General features: G+C 73.5%; 14 protein-coding genes. 9 read left to right on the top strand and 5 right to left on the bottom strand.

Annotated features, from left to right (window positions below; translation table 11 throughout):
* Window positions 1–2 precede the first annotated feature (2 nt).
* Window positions 3–896 (bottom strand): UTP--glucose-1-phosphate uridylyltransferase GalU, encoded by an 894-nt coding sequence (gene galU / locus IFT77_RS07995; RefSeq protein ID WP_133738421.1) that lies wholly within the window; start codon window positions 894–896, stop codon window positions 3–5.
* Between the two features lie 66 nt (window positions 897–962).
* On the opposite strand from galU, the gene IFT77_RS07990 reads away from it, so the two are divergent.
* The 5 genes from IFT77_RS07990 to IFT77_RS07970 all read left to right on the top strand — a co-directional run bounded on the left by IFT77_RS07990 (window position 963) and on the right by IFT77_RS07970 (window position 4,783).
* A complete protein-coding gene (locus IFT77_RS07990) occupies window positions 963–1,541 on the top strand; it encodes a 5-formyltetrahydrofolate cyclo-ligase (protein WP_192041002.1) in 579 nt (192 codons plus the stop codon).
* 39 nt (window positions 1,542–1,580) lie between these two features.
* A complete protein-coding gene (locus IFT77_RS07985) occupies window positions 1,581–1,955 on the top strand; it encodes an FmdB family zinc ribbon protein (RefSeq protein WP_192169683.1) in 375 nt (124 codons plus the stop codon).
* 79 nt (window positions 1,956–2,034) lie between these two features.
* Complete coding sequence (gene mscL / locus IFT77_RS07980; protein ID WP_192169682.1) at window positions 2,035–2,544, top strand: large conductance mechanosensitive channel protein MscL; 510 nt, start codon at window positions 2,035–2,037, stop codon at window positions 2,542–2,544.
* A gap of 164 nt (window positions 2,545–2,708) precedes the next feature.
* A complete protein-coding gene (locus IFT77_RS07975) occupies window positions 2,709–3,806 on the top strand; it encodes a glycosyltransferase (RefSeq protein WP_192040999.1) in 1,098 nt (365 codons plus the stop codon).
* The gene (locus tag IFT77_RS07970) at window positions 3,803–4,783 is read left to right on the top strand and encodes a glycosyltransferase (protein ID WP_192169681.1); all 981 of its coding nucleotides are present in this window, start codon (window positions 3,803–3,805) and stop codon (window positions 4,781–4,783) included. The genes IFT77_RS07975 and IFT77_RS07970 overlap by 4 nt, the downstream gene beginning before the upstream one ends.
* Window positions 4,784–4,795: 12 nt before the next feature.
* Here the strand turns inward: IFT77_RS07970 and IFT77_RS07965 are convergent, their stop codons facing one another.
* Together IFT77_RS07965 and IFT77_RS07960 are read right to left on the bottom strand one after the other, a co-directional pair.
* Window positions 4,796–5,047, bottom strand: coding sequence for a hypothetical protein (locus IFT77_RS07965; protein WP_192040997.1), 252 nt, complete (start codon window positions 5,045–5,047; stop codon window positions 4,796–4,798).
* A gap of 5 nt (window positions 5,048–5,052) precedes the next feature.
* A complete protein-coding gene (locus IFT77_RS07960) occupies window positions 5,053–8,769 on the bottom strand; it encodes an AAA family ATPase (RefSeq protein ID WP_371740983.1) in 3,717 nt (1,238 codons plus the stop codon).
* A 465-nt stretch (window positions 8,770–9,234) separates the two neighbouring features.
* On the opposite strand from IFT77_RS07960, the gene IFT77_RS07955 reads away from it, so the two are divergent.
* Entirely contained in the window at window positions 9,235–9,681 is a 447-nt protein-coding gene (locus IFT77_RS07955; RefSeq protein ID WP_192169680.1) for a hypothetical protein, read from the top strand.
* A gap of 215 nt (window positions 9,682–9,896) precedes the next feature.
* Entirely contained in the window at window positions 9,897–10,103 is a 207-nt protein-coding gene (locus IFT77_RS07950; protein ID WP_123547974.1) for a DUF1508 domain-containing protein, read from the top strand.
* 116 nt (window positions 10,104–10,219) lie between these two features.
* Here the strand turns inward: IFT77_RS07950 and IFT77_RS07945 are convergent, their stop codons facing one another.
* A complete protein-coding gene (locus IFT77_RS07945; RefSeq protein WP_192169679.1) occupies window positions 10,220–11,098 on the bottom strand; it encodes a sulfurtransferase in 879 nt (292 codons plus the stop codon).
* Window positions 11,099–11,133: 35 nt separating this feature from the next.
* Between IFT77_RS07945 and IFT77_RS07940 the strand changes: the two genes are divergently transcribed.
* Complete coding sequence (locus IFT77_RS07940) at window positions 11,134–11,787, top strand: DUF4166 domain-containing protein (protein WP_192169678.1); 654 nt, start codon at window positions 11,134–11,136, stop codon at window positions 11,785–11,787.
* Entirely contained in the window at window positions 11,784–12,749 is a 966-nt protein-coding gene (locus IFT77_RS07935) for a DUF1731 domain-containing protein (protein WP_192040992.1), read from the top strand. Before IFT77_RS07940 ends, IFT77_RS07935 begins: the two co-directional genes overlap by 4 nt.
* A 178-nt stretch (window positions 12,750–12,927) precedes the next feature.
* On the opposite strand, the gene IFT77_RS07930 is transcribed toward IFT77_RS07935, so the two are convergent.
* Window positions 12,928–14,247, bottom strand: coding sequence for a DUF418 domain-containing protein (locus IFT77_RS07930; protein WP_371740982.1), 1,320 nt, complete (start codon window positions 14,245–14,247; stop codon window positions 12,928–12,930).
* Window positions 14,248–14,286: the final 39 nt, after the last annotated feature.

Raw genomic sequence — 14,286 nt, 5'->3', positions numbered from 1 at the left:
GCCTACTCCAGCCCTGCCGTGAACTCCTTGAGCCACGGGCGGAGCTCGTCGCCGAGGTCCTCCCGGTCGCTCGCGAGCTGCACGATGGCCTTGATGTAGTCGAGCTTGTCGCCCGTGTCGTACCGGCGGCCGCGGAAGACGACGCCGTACACGCCGCCGGTCCACTCCTCAGCGCCGGCCATCTTCATCAGCGCGTCGGTCAGCTGGATCTCGCCGCCCTTGCCCGGCTCCTGCTTCTCGAGCACGTCGAAGACCTCGGGACGGATGACGTAGCGACCGATGATGGCCAGGTTCGAGGGCGACTCGCCCTGTGCCGGCTTCTCGACCAGGCCGGTGACCTTGACGACGTCGTCCTCGTCGGTCTCCTCGACCGTGGCGATGCCGTAGAGGTGGGTCTGCGAGGGGTCGACCTCGAGCAGGGCGATCACGGTCGCGTTCTTCTGCCCCTGCACCTCGACCATGCGCGTCAGCAGCGGGTCGCGGGCGTCGATGATGTCGTCGCCGAGCAGGACGGCGAACGGCTCACGGCCCACGTGCATCTTGGCGCGGAGCACCGCGTGGCCGAGGCCCAGCGGGTCGCCCTGGCGCACGTAGTGCATGTCGGCCAGGTCGGTCGACTGGTTGACCTTGGCGAGCTTGTCGTGGTCGCCCTTCTTCTTCAGGGTCTCCTCGAGCTCGGACACGTGGTCGAAGTGGTTCTCGAGGGCGTTCTTGTTGCGCCCTGTGATCATGAGGACGTCGGTGAGGCCCGCGTTCACGGCCTCCTCGACGACGTACTGGATCGCCGGCTTGTCGACGACGGGGAGCATCTCCTTCGGCATTGCTTTGGTCGCGGGGAGGAATCGGGTACCCAGGCCGGCGGCGGGGATGACTGCTTTGCTGATCGTGAAGCCCATGCCGCTCAGCGTATCCACCCGCGGCGTTCCGCGGGGGGCACATTTCGTGCCCGTACCATCGGGGACATGACGGACGAGGTCGGCAACGCCAAGCGCGCACTCCGGGCGGAGCTGCGACAGCGGCGCCGCAACCAGGGCGACCACGCTCGTGACCAGGCGACCGCGGGCCTGACGAGGCACCTGGTCGACCTCGCGTCGGGGCTCTCCGTGCGGTCGGTGTCGGCCTACCTCTCCACGGCGGACGAGCCGAACACCCGCCCGTTCCTCAACTGGGCCTACGAGAACGACGTCCGCGTCCTGTTCCCCATCTCCCGTCCCGACGGGCTGCTCGACTGGGCCGTCGGCGACGGCGAGACCGAGACGCTCGGCCTGTTCGACCTGCCCGAGCCGGTCGGCGAGGTGCTCAGCCCGATGGCGATCAACGACGTCGACCTCATCATCGTGCCGGCCGCCTCCATCGACCACACGGGCATGCGGATGGGCTGGGGCCGCGGCTACTTCGACAAGACCCTCGGATCCATGGAGAAGCGACCGCCGGTCTATGCTGTGGTGTTCGATTCCGAGTACGTGGAGCAGGTGCCGCGCGAGCGTCACGACCAGCCCGTCGACGGCGTCGTCACGCCCAGCGGCATCCACGAGTTCTGAGCTCGCAGGCCGCCTCCTCGACCCACAGCTAGGACGCCCGTGCCCACCTACTCGTACCGCTGCACCGAGTGCGGCAACGCCTTCGACGTCGTCCAGTCGTTCACCGACGACTCGCTGACGGTCTGCCCCGTCTGCCAGGGCGTGCTCCGCAAGGTGTTCAGCCCGGTGGGCGTCACCTTCAACGGGTCGGGCTTCTACCGCACCGACTCCCGGAGCGGGAGCGGCAGCTCCTCGACCGGCTCGTCGTCGTCGTCCTCGTCGGCCGACGCGAATACGTCGGGCACGAAGGAGAAGAGCGCAGGAGGAGGCGCGTCCTCCACCGGGTCGGGCACGTCCTCGGGCGGGTCGTCGGGCGGGACATCGGGCTCGTCCTCGGGCGGCTCCTCGTCGGGGAGCTCCGGCTCCTCCTCCTGACCCCGGTCTGCGTGACCGGGCGAGGAGTGGTTGAGTTGTCGGCGACGACGACCACCCCTCGACCCGAAGGAGCGCACCTGTGAAGGGCTTCAAAGAATTCGTCCTGCGCGGCAACGTGATCGACCTGGCTGTCGCCGTGGTCATCGGAGCCGCGTTCACCGCGATCGTCACCTCGCTCGTGACCAACATCTTCAACCCGCTGATCGGCGCGGCGTTCAACGCGTCGATGCTCGACGAGGCGCTCGTCGTGAGCATCCCCACGGTGGGCGGCGGAGCCGACGCCGAGCTCAAGTTCGGTGCCGTCATCGGCGCGCTGATCAACTTCCTGATCATCGCGGCCGTGGTCTACTTCTGCCTCGTGCTGCCGGTGAACAGCCTGCTGAAGCGCACCTTCGCGAAGCAGTCGGACGAGACCGTGCCGCCGGCGGACGTGCCGCCGACCGACGTCGAGCTGCTGAGCGAGATCCGAGACCTGCTGCGGGCGCAGTCGGGCATCGACCTCGGCGTCGCCGGACACGGCAGCCACGCCGCCGACCCGACGCCGAGCGGCAGCGTCAACCTCGGGAACGGACCGCTCGGCAGCCGCTGAGCCCGGAGCCCCACGACGAAGGCCCCCTGACCATCCGGTCGGGGGGCCTTTGTCATCGGCCACCCTGTCGATATCTGAATATCAGTTGCAGTAGCTGATATTCCTGATTAGCATGGCGACGCCGACCGACTGGTCGGACCCCGTCGATCACCGAGGTGACGCCCATGCCACGACCCCTCTCCCTGCGAGTCGTGCCCGAGCTCCGTGCCGTCCACGTCGAGCGCCACCGCCGCGGCACCCCCGCCGAGCTGCTCTACCTCGACGCCGCCTCCGACGCGGTCGGCACGGTGCTGGCCCCGGGCATCGAGCGGGCCACCCTCCCCGCCGTGCTCCGTCGCTTCGCGACCACGGACGCCGTCGTGCTCGAGGTGCCGGAGCCCCTCTGGATGCGCTTCTGGCCGCGGCACGTCGCCCTCGTCGCGGGCTTCCGGCTCGCCGGGGCGCTGCGGAGGCGGCGCCACGAGGTCTGCTCGTACGCGATGGAGAACAACTCGATCGACGTCCTCGTCCGGGGCAGGGGGCACGCCCCGGGGGTCGCCGTCCTCGCGGCAGCCGGGCTCGTGGGCGCCGTCGCGCGGCTGGGCCTCGACCGGATCTGCTACGCGAGCCCGGCGGCACGCGACGCCTACGCGCGACTCCCCTTCGTCGCCGCCGTGCCGTCCACGGTCTCGCTCGAGCTGCCGGAGGCGCACCCCGATCCGCGCCCCGTCACCCCCCTCCGAGCCGTCTTCCTCGGCGTCCTCGACGAGCGCAAGGGCCTCCGCGAGCTCGTCCGGGCCTGGCCGGCCGTCGAGGAGGCGGTGCCGGGAGCGGTGCTCGACCTCATCGGTTCCGGACCGCTCGCCGACGAGGTCCACGAGTGGGCGGCCGAGGCACCCGAGACGCGTCGCCTCCTGGGCCCGATGCCCCACGCGGCCGTGCAGGCGGCCGTCGCGACCGCCTCGGTGCTCGTCGCCCCGTCCGTGCCCGACGGCCGGTGGATCGAGCAGATCGGCCTCCCCATCAAGGAGGGCCTGGCCGCCGGCGCGACGATCGTGACGACCCGGCAGACCGGTCTCGCCGCCTGGCTCGAGGAGCACGGGCACCACGTCGTCGACGTCGACGAGCGCTCGTCGCTCCCCCGTCGACTGTCCGCCGCCCTCGGGTCGGCCCTGCGACACCCGCTGCCCCGTGACGAGGTCCGCGCCTCCCTGCCCTCCCGCGACGGACGGCTGACCGCCGACGCCTGGCTGCACGGCGACCGGGTCGGAGCACCGTCGTGAGCTCGCCGACGACGCTGTGCTACTCCGACCCCATCCCCACGGTGCTGACGCACTTCCGGCGCGAGCTGGCCGAGACCCTGGCCGGGGGCGGCGCCGATGCCTCCCGTGCGCGCTGGTCCCGACCCGTCGAGGGCCTGCCCGGCCTGGGCGGGACGCTGCGCATGGGGCTCAACTGCCTGTACAACACGACGCGTGCTCGGCTGACCAGAGGTCCGGTGCTTCAGCTCTGGCCGAGCCTCGGACTCCTCGAGGCCCGGGGATGGGCGTCCCGGCGCCATCCGCGGTGGGTGCTCTTCCACGACCCGACGCCGCTCCGCCGCCAGCACGGGTTCTCCGACCGCTCCCGCCGGTGGGCCCGGCGCGCCCCCGCGGCCTCGCGTCCGACGCTCGTGGTGCTGAGCCGCTCCGCGCTCGACGTGGTGCGCCGCGAGCTGCCCTCCCACCCCGCCGTCCTGACGATGCACCCGATCCTCGACGACCAGCGGCTGACGCCGAAGACGTCCCGTCCGTCGGTCGTGGTGGCCGGCCAGTACAAGCCGGCCCGCGACCTGGAGCTGCTCGCCCAGCTCGGTCCGCGCCTCCGTGACGCCGGCTGGACCACGACCATCGTCGGCAGGGGCTGGCCGCCCGTGCCCGGCTGGGACGTCGACGACCGCTTCGTCCCCGAGGGCGAGCTCGACGACCTGCTCGGCTCGGCGTGGGCACTGCTGCTCCCGTACCGCGAGTACTTCCAGTCGGGCGTCGCCGTCCGGGCGCTCGAGAACGGGACGCTGACCGTCGGCGAGTCGACGTCGTTCCTCGACGATCTCCTGCCCGCCCAGGAACGCCTGAGGGTGCCGGTCGGGGCTGGCCCCGACGCCTGGGTCGAGGCGCTGACGTCCGTCACCGCCGACCCCGCCGTCGTGCACGCGGCGTTCGTCGACTACCGCGAGCGAGCGCGCCGGTCGTGGAGCACCGTGTTCGCCGACCCGAGCTGACGACGAGCTTCGTCAGCCCCAGTGCGGCGGCACGTCGTCGCGGAGCTGACGGTCGTTCTCCCCCGACGCGTGCCGAGGAGGCTCGGGTGCAGGAGCAGGATCGCTGCCGGGCACCGGGTCGGTCGAGACCCGCCGGCCGCCGCGACGCCGCACCACGAGCGGGGCGGACCCGGCCGTCTCGACGACCGCGGGGTCGTCGGCGGGCCGACCCGCGCCTCCTGCGGGACCTGCGTCGGGGTCGCGCGGGCTCGTCGGCTCCGTCATCGCGGTCAGAGCCGGTTGACGTGCTGGCGGGCCGACAGCGTGGGGACCTCCTGCGTGCGCGTCCCGTCGATCCCCAGCACCTCGGCGACCCGTGCGGCCACGGAGTCGGGATCGGTGAACAGCTGGAACGCGTGCACCCGGACGTAGTGCCAGCCGAGGCGGCGCAGCGTCTCCGGCCGGGCCCGCAGCGACTCGCGGAGGCTCGTGCGCGACAGCGTCGTGTCCGTCTCGATGGTCACGCAGACGCCGTCGTGGGCGGCGACCAGCCCGAGCTTGCCGCGGTGCCCGAGGGCGACGGGGATGCCCTTCGCCTCGAGGCGCCGTGCCAGGTCGACGAGCATCGGGTCGGAGTCGTCCGGCACGTGCTCGGCGCTGGTGCGCGCCTGGACCTCGGTGAGGATCTCGGACAGCGCGACGGTGCCGTGCCCCATCCGTCCGCCGTCGATGTCGTCGGGCTGGAAGCAGGTGACGATGATCATCGAGCGACGGGCCCGCGTCATGGCGACGGCGAGCAGGCGCTCCCCGCCGGGCTGGCCGAGCGGCCCGAAGTCGCTGAGGACGCGGCCGTGCGGGGTGCGTCCGTAGCCGATCGAGAAGATGACGTGGTCGCGGCTCTGCGCGACGCTCTGCTCGAGCGTCGCGACCATGAACGGCTCGCCCCGGTCGCCGACGACGAACTCCGTCAGGTCCTTGTGGCCGGACACCGCCGTGAGGACGGCCTGCTGCACGCGGACCGCGTGCTTCGCGCTCGCGGTGATGACCATGAGCGACTCGGCCGGCCGGGTGCGCGCGTGCTCGACGACGAGCGAGACGACGCGGTCGACCTCGGCGTCGACGCTCTCGACGGCGCCGGACTCGGGGTCGGGCACGGCCGTGCCGCCGGAGACGTAGTCGAGCGCGATGCTGCCGTGCCCGAGGAAGCTGCCCGCCCAGGGCAGCGACTCGATGCGCCCGCCGTAGAAGCGGCGGTTGACGAGCTCGGCCAGGTCTTCTCCGCCGGCGCGGTAGCTGCGGGTCAGCGACAGGGTCGGCAGCAGGGTGGACAGGCGGGCGAGGGCGCTGTCGGCGTGCAGGGCGTCGAGCTCCGCCTCGTCGTGACGAGGCGGCTGCTTGCCCGGCGTCACGGCGATGTCGAACTCGGACGGCGTCTGCGTCACCGGGTCGCCGAAGGCCACCGTCTGCTTGCCACGGCGGATCGCCCCGACGTTCTCGGCGATGGTCGTCGCGCCGGCGTCGACGAGCACGACCGTGTCGAACGGCACCGTGTCGGCGATGGTGTGCACCTCGTAGGGCGAGGCCAGCCAGACGGGGGCGATGGCACGCGACAGGTGCGGCGCGGCGTCGTGCAGCAGGCGGGCGGTGAGGTGCGGCTGGCGCAGCAGGGCCTTCAGGGCCGACGCCTCCTCCGGCCAGTCGACGAGACCGATCTTCCAGTTCTCGGCCAGCTGCCAGCCGAGCAGCTGGGCGCTGCCGGCCGCGTGCGCCTCGTCGACGAGCCGGAAGTCGGCCTCGAGCCGGTCGAGCATGGCGGTGTTGGCGCCGAGCAGCGCACGGTCGGCCTCGAGCAGCGACTCGAGGGCCGAGCGCCACCAGGCGAGCTCGAGCTCGGCGGCGACCTGCTGCTCGGGCACGTGGCGGTTCGCGAGGTCGGTGATGAGCGGCGCCAGCTCGAGGTCGCGCAGGGTCGTCATGAGCTCGGTGCGCTCCTGCAGGTTCTGCAGCACGTCGCTCTCGGCGGCGAGGTCGCGCAGCTTCGGGCCGAGCTCGGCCACGCCGATCTCGGTCAGGCTGTCGTCGCCGCGGAGGCCGAGGGGCGAGTCGAGGCGCTCCAGGTCCTGGCTGACCTGCTGGTGCAGCACGTGGGCGTCGGCGATCCCCGTGGGCACCTCGGGCGGCGTGCCCGCGACCACGTAGCGCTGCCACGCGATGCGCTGCTGCTGGATGCGCTGCAGGGCGCTGTGCAGGTCGGCGATGTGCACCCCGGGCCGCACGTATTCTTTCGCGAGCTTCTTGAGGCGGCGACGGTTGGCGCTCGACATGTCGGGCGCCTCGCGCTTCGGCGCGGTCGCCGCGACGAGCTCGGCGACGGAGCGGTCGAACACCACGGGCTGGAACTTGTCGAGCGTGTCGCGGATCTCGATGAGGAGGCGCAGGTAGACGCCCAGCTCGGCCACCGACTCGAAGGGGCGCATCCGGGTGCTGCCGATCACCTCCTGCGCTCGCTCGAGCAGGCGGGGCAGGTCGCGGTGGTGCAGGTTCTTGGCGAGCTGGTGGGCGTCGCCGGCGCCGAACGAGTCGGTGAAGCGGGCGCCGTACCAGGGCGAGTCGCCCGGGCCGTAGCGGAACTCGCCGAGGTTGGCGGCGTTGACCATCGTCTCGGCGACGCGGCGACGGCCGTCGACCATCGCCTCGACGCTGCGGCGGCTGAGGCGCGCGGTGGTCGCGGGAGGCGCGGGCAGCAGGGCGAGCCGCGACAGCTCGGTGAGGCAGTCGAGCACCGAGACGCGGAGCCCGTCGTCACGTCGGCTGAGGGCGCCGCGGTAGTCGACGAGCACCTTGCGGAGGCGCACGAGCGCGTCGTCGACCTCGCCCATCTGCGGGTGGGTGGCCTTCTCGTCGCGGCTGATGGCGCGGATGACGTCGCGGCGCAGCGTGGTCGGCGAGACGGCGACCCCGGGCAGGCCGATGTCGGCGAGGCGGGCGGTGATGCCCCGCAGGGAGGCGCGGCGAGCGCTGACGACGAGCACCCGCTTGTTCTGCGACACGAGTCGGCCGATCGCGTTGACGATGGTCTGCGTGCCGCCGGTGCCCGGCAGCGTCTTGACCACGACCGAGGCGCCGGCCGCGATCTGCGCGACGACGTTCTCCTGCTCGGGGTCGGCGTCGAGCAGCAGGGTGTCGGTCTCGGGGCTGCGCTCGTCCTGGGGCGTCGCGGTGGTCGGGCGGTACCCCTCCTGCACCTGGCGGATCGCCATGGCGTTGCCGCCGAGCGCGTCGAGCACGGGGTGGCCGAGCTCGCGGGCGTCGAGGGCCATCTCGGTCGAGACCTCGGCGAAGGTCGACACCACGAGGCGCGGCTGCACGGTGAACCAGTCGAGGTGCGCCGTCAGGCCGCGGAGGCGGTCGATCACGGGGTTGGGCGTGAACGCGCCCTCGCGGCCGGCGAGCGCGACGAACGCGTCGGCGTCGAGCGAGATGTCGAACTGGTCGTGCAGCGCGTCGGAGAGCGCGGGGTTGAGGAACGGCTCGCCCAGCAGCTTGACCTCGAAGTCGCGGCCGTGGCGCCGGATGGCGAGCGGGCGGAGCAGGACGGGCGCGCGGTGGTCGCGGCCGGCGAACGACCACGCGGCGACGCCGATGGCGAGGTGGACGGCGTCGATGCCGCGCACCGTGCTCAGCTCGAGGCCCTTCGCGGCGATCTCGCCGGCGGCGACGCGGGCCGTCCGGAGCGCGAGGTCGTCGCGGATGAGGCTCGACAGCAGGGTCGTCTTGCCGGTGATGAACTGGGCGAGGCCGCCGGGGTGGGTGGTGCTGAGCTCGATGCGGGCCCGCTGCTCGTCGCCGAAGTGCAGCAGGGTGGAGGTGCCGCCCACGACGCTCAGCTGGTCGCGCCACCCGGTGCGGGACGGCTCGGCCACGTTGCCGACCGCGAGGCCGGGGTCGCCGAGGCTCACCGTGCCGGGGGACGCTGCTCCCCCGGGCGCGCCCGTCGGGACGGCCACGGAACTGGTCCCGTCGTCGTCGTCGTCATGCTGTCTGTCGGCGCGCCACACACGGCCACCTTAAGCCGTCGTCACCGTGATCCGCCTCAGGACGGGCGGGTCGGCGGCGACTGGACGACCGCCTCCTGCGCGCCGGGTCGCCGTCGCGGTCGACACGGTCGACGCGCGACACGTGTGGTCATGTCATCGGACGTGGTGCGCCGCGTCGTGCGCGGCGTGCTGCGCATCATGATGACACGTCCTCATATGTGCCGCGCCGTCCGCGTCGGGTCATGTGTACGGCGCGGCAGGCCTCGCGTGGTCACAGAACGAGCGAGACCGTGCTCGTCATCACATATTTCTATCTATATCTGCTCATGTGAGGTGAGAGTGCAGTACCGTCGGCGTCAACGGTCCGGTGGTGACGACGGATGCGCCGTCACCACGTGGCCGCTCCCCCGCCCTCCTCACGACCGGAGACACGACATGCCCTTCGAGCAGAAGTACACCGACGAGACGCGCGAGCAGTCGCTCGCCCGCGTCCTGGAGCGCCGCGAGGCGGAGCCCGGCAACCGCGCCATCATCCGCGAGACCGCCGAGCAGTTCGAGGTCGGCGAGCAGTCGCTCCGTGGCTGGATCCGCGCCTGGGAGAAGGCGAACGCCCCCGCGGCGTCCGTCATCGCCGAGGAGGCGGCCGACACCGCCGAGGACGGCTCGGCCGTGCGCACCGACGGTGACGCGCAGGAGGAGCCGGCCGCCGCGCCCGCGCCCCGGCGCGGTCGTCCGCCCGGCAGCGGCGCCAGCGCCAAGGGCGGCGACGGCGGCGACCAGGCGTCCGCCGAACGCGTCGCGGAGCTCGAGGCCGAGGTCGCCAAGCTCCGTCGCGACCGCGACACGCTCAAGGCCGCCATCGGCGTGCTCGTCGGCGACTGACCGCCCCCGGCAGAGCCGGGTGACCAGGCCGCGGCGAGCGCGGCGGCAGCGGGGGGCTGCTGCTGCGCTCGCCGCGGCCTCGTGCATGTCGCGACGTGCGTCGTTCGTCGCGCGGCGTCATGTCGCGGCCCCGTGACACGGACGAAACACGCGCTGCCTATGCTGACGCGACGCGGAGCGCGCAGACGCCGCTCCCCGGACGCGAGGAGGACGCCATGGCCGGCAAGTTCATCGTCACGCAGGGCGAGTCGGGCGAGTACCGCTTCGTGCTCACCGCCGCGAACGGCGAGGTCATCGCGACCTCGGAGGGGTACCGGCAGAAGGGGTCCGCGCTCAACGGGATCGACTCCGTGCGCCGGACCGCGGTCGACGCGATCGTCGACGACCGCACCCTGGAGCCCTCGCCGACGCACGCCGACTGACCCGCGCCTCCTGCGCTCATCTTCATTAAGGAAGACGAGTCCTGAGCTGCGCGGCGGGGGGAGTCCGTGTCCTGAGTCGTGCACGAGTCAGGAGGAGACCCGGGCGAGTTCCTGAGTCAGCCGGGCTCGGCCCCGGTCGCCACGGGGCGGTCGGGGTCGGAGGACCACGCGCTCCACGACCCCGGGAACAGCACGGGGTCGTGGCCGGCGACCGTCAGCGCGACGGCGGCGTGCGCGGCGGTGACGCCCGAGCCGCAGTAGACCGCGACGGGCTCGCCCGGCCGGACGCCCACCTCCTCGTACCTCGCGCGCAGCGCGTCCGCGTCGAGGAACAGCCCCGAGGCGTCGAGGTTGCCCGCGGTCGGGACGCTCACGGCGCCCGGCACGTGACCGGCCCGCGGGTCGACGGGCTCGACCTCGCCGCGGTAGCGCTCCCCGGCGCGGCTGTCCACGAGGGTGCCGTGCGCCGGGAACGCCGCGGCCCCCTCCGCGTCGACCGTCGGCAGCTGGCCCGAGCCGAGCACGACGTCTCCGGGCTCCGGACGCACGTCGCCGGTCTCGACCGGCAGGCCGGCCGCGGTCCACGCTCCGAGCCCGCCGTCGAGCAGCCGCACGTCGGCGAGGCCGGCCGCCCGCAGCAGCCACCACGCCCGCGCCGCGGACTGGCCGCCCAGGTCGTCGTAGACCACGACCGGCTCGCCCTCGCGCAGCCCCCAGCCCTGGGCGGACTGCTGCAGCTCGTCCGCAGTCGGCAACGGGTGCCGCCCCTCCGTCGCCGCCAGGCCGTGCCCGGCGAGCTCGGAGCCGAGGTCGACGTAGACGGCTCCCGGCAGGTGGCCCTCGCGGTGCGCCGGCCGCCCGTCGGGACGGTCCAGCCGCCAGCGCACGTCGAGGAGGCGCGGCGGCCGATCGCCCCGGAGCGACCGCTCCAGCTCGGTGACGGAGACGAGGGGGTGCGGCGCGGAGGTGCGGTCGGCGGTGTCGGCGGTGTCCATGCCGCGAGGGTAGCCGCCGGGCCTAGGCTCGGGTCGTGCCCGACGCCCCCGCCCCGCAGTCTCCGTGGGAGGCCGCCGCGGGCGAGGCGCTCTCAGGGCTGCACCCGCGCCTCCTGCCGTACTTCCGGGCGATCCCGGCCGGCTCCGTCGGACGCGGCCAGGGCGTCTTCGCCCGGGCGGGCACGCCGCGGCGCTGGCTCTGGCCGGTGCTGTGGGTGCTCGGGCGCCAGGGAGTCCTCTTCGCCGCCTGTCAGCACGACGTGCCCTTCACCGTGACGAACCGCCCCGGCGTCGACGACGCGGGCGCTCCCGTGGTCAGCGCGGTCCGCACCTTCCGCTTCGCGTCCGGCGAGCGTCGCATGGTCGACGCCGTCACCGCGACGTCGACGGGGCTCGTCGACCACCTGGGGCACCGGAGGCGCTGGTCGGCCGACCTCGTCGCGCACGCCCGCGACGGGGCCCTGTCGATGACGTCGGGCACGATGCGCCTGCGCGTCGGTCGGCGTTCCGTCGCGGTGCCCGCCGCCGTGTCGCCCCGGGTCTCGCTGCGCGAGGAGTTCGACGAGGCCGTCGGCCGACAACGGGTCTCGGTGACCCTCGACGCGCCGCTCGTCGGCCGGATCTACGAGTACACGGGCCACTTCGACTACTCGGTCGAGCCCGACGACACAGGGGGAACAGCATCGTGACCGACCACATCGTCATCGCCGGCGCGTCCGGCTTCATCGGCCAGCACCTCGCCGCCGCCTGGCGCGCCCGCGGCGCCCGCGTCAGCGAGATCGGCCGCTCGGGCCCCGACGCGCGCTGGGGCGACACCGCCGCGATCACCCGCCTGCTCGACGGCGCCGACCTGCTCGTCAACCTCGCGGGCAAGAGCGTGAACTGCCGCTACGGCCCGGCGAACCGGGCCGAGATCATGCGGTCGCGGGTCGAGACGACCCGGGAGCTGAGGGAGGCGGTGCTCGCCTGCGCCGCGCCTCCTCGGCTCTGGCTGAACTCGTCGACCGCGACGATCTACCGGCACGCCGAGGACCGCCCGATGACGGAGTCGACGGGCGAGCTCGGGCGGGGCTTCTCGGTCGACGTCGCGACGAGCTGGGAGCGCGAGTTCTTCGAGGGCGAGCTGCCGGGGACCCGCCGTGTCGCCCTGCGGATGGCGATCGTCCTCGGGGACGGCAGCGCCCTGGTGCCCTTGATGAACCTCGCGCGGGCCGGGCTCGGCGGCCCGCAGCTCGACGGGCCGTGGCCGGCGACGAAGGCGCGGCTCGCGGCCGGCACCCACCACCGCCAGGGCGCCGGAGGCGGTCGGCAGAAGTTCAGCTGGATCCACGTCGACGACGTGCTCGGCTCGATCGACTGGCTGCGCGAGCACGACGACGTCGACGGGGTCGTGAACCTGTCGTCGCCGAACCCGAGCGACGACCGGACGATGATGGGGATCGTCCGCCGTGCGGTGGGCATGCCGATCGGGCTCCCCGCGACGCGCTGGATGCTCGAGCTCGGCACCGCCGTGCTGCGCACCGAGACCGAGCTCGTGCTCAAGAGCCGCTGGGTCGTGCCCGAGCGACTGGTCGAGGGCGGCTACGAGTTCGTGCACCCGCACCTCGACGAGACCGTGAAGCAGATCGTCGCGGAGCGCCGCCGCCGCTGAGCGCCGGCCGGGCCGGGCCGTGCCGTACCGGGCCGAACACGGTCTCGGAAGGGGAAAAGGGACGCCGTAGGCGCGGGCCCACGCCTGCGCCGTCCCTTTTCACCTGCATCGCGGCTCGCTGTCTGCCACGGCCCCGCCGTGCGCCCCGCCGCGCGCCCCTCCGCCGGCCCGCCGGCCGCTAAGCGGCTCGCGACGCGGCCGGTCGGCCGTAGGTGAGGCGACGCAGCGCCCACTCGGCGGGCCCCTGCCGGCCGGCCCGGTCGAGCAGCACCGCGACGACGACCGTGACGAGCCAGACGCCAACGGCGATCAGCCCGATCGCCAGCGTGCCCGCGCCGACCCCGAGGCCGAGCGCCCACGGCTTCAGCAGCAGCACGAAGAGCACCGACTGCAGCAGGTAGCAGGTGAGCGAGCGCCGGCCGACGGCGACGAGCGCCCGCACCGGCGCCGAGGTGGGGACGAGCACGGAGGCGGTGCGCGCCTCCCGCGTGCCGACCCACCAGCCGACGAGGCCGAGCAAGGCGAGCGCGCCGGCCACGCCGGTCGCGCCGTGCAGCACGCCGAGCAGGTACAGCACGACGCGACCCGGCTGCCAGGCCTCGATCGCCGCGAGCACCAGCGGGAGGGCGCCGAGCACGCTGACGGGGAACCCGACGAGCGCGAGACGACGGAGCAGGGGGAGGTGCTCGGCGGGGCGCTCGAGGACGCGCCGTCGTCCGAGCAGCGTGCCCAGCACGGCGATGGGCAGGAGCATGCCGATGGTGAGGGGGGCGGTGAAGATCACGCCCACCAGCGCGAGGAGACGCCAGAGCGCGTCGCCCAGGACGGTTCCGACCTCGAACGGCACGGCGTCGATCTCGTTGGCGCCGCCTCCGGCGAGGCCGTCCTGACCGGCCACGGCGAGGAACACCACGAGCGTCGACCAGCCCACGATGCGGAACGCCCGGTCGCTCGCCGCGAACAGGGCCGCGAGGACGAGCCCGAGCAGTCCGTAGCTGAGCAGGATGTCTCCCTCGAAGAGGAACACGACGTGCAGCGCCCCGAACACGACCAGCCAGAGGCTCCGGCGCAGGAGGAGTGCCCTCGCCCTGTCGCGCGGCACCCCACGCGCGGCCTGACGCTGCAGCAGCACGGTGAAGCCGTAGGCGAAGAGCAGGGTGAAGAGGGGGAACGAGCGGTTGTCGACGAGGGTGCCGACGAGCACGTCGGCCACGTGGTCGCCCGGGCTGCCGTCGACCGGACGGGCCAGGGGGCCCGTGACGCGGTCGGTCAGGTAGTGGACGCTGTTCGCGAGCGCGATGCCCAGCAGGGCGATGCCGCGGAGCAGGTCGGGCGCGACGAACCGGCCTGCCGCGGCGACGGGGCCGCTGTAGGCGACCGGCGTCCCGACTCCGGACGCGGCCCGGGGGTCGGCGACCGGGGCCGGCGGGGCCGCCGGCATCGCGGGCGCAGGAGGCGGCGGGGCGTCAGAGGGGACGTGTTCCGGTGTCGAGGTCACGCGTCCAGGGTGGCGTGCCGCCGCACGGGGCGCCTCGGC

Source organism: Frigoribacterium sp. CFBP 13729 (assembly GCF_014841875.1).
In the GTDB taxonomy this organism is placed as follows: domain Bacteria; phylum Actinomycetota; class Actinomycetes; order Actinomycetales; family Microbacteriaceae; genus Frigoribacterium.
This window is presented reverse-complemented; position numbering and strand designations above follow the sequence as displayed.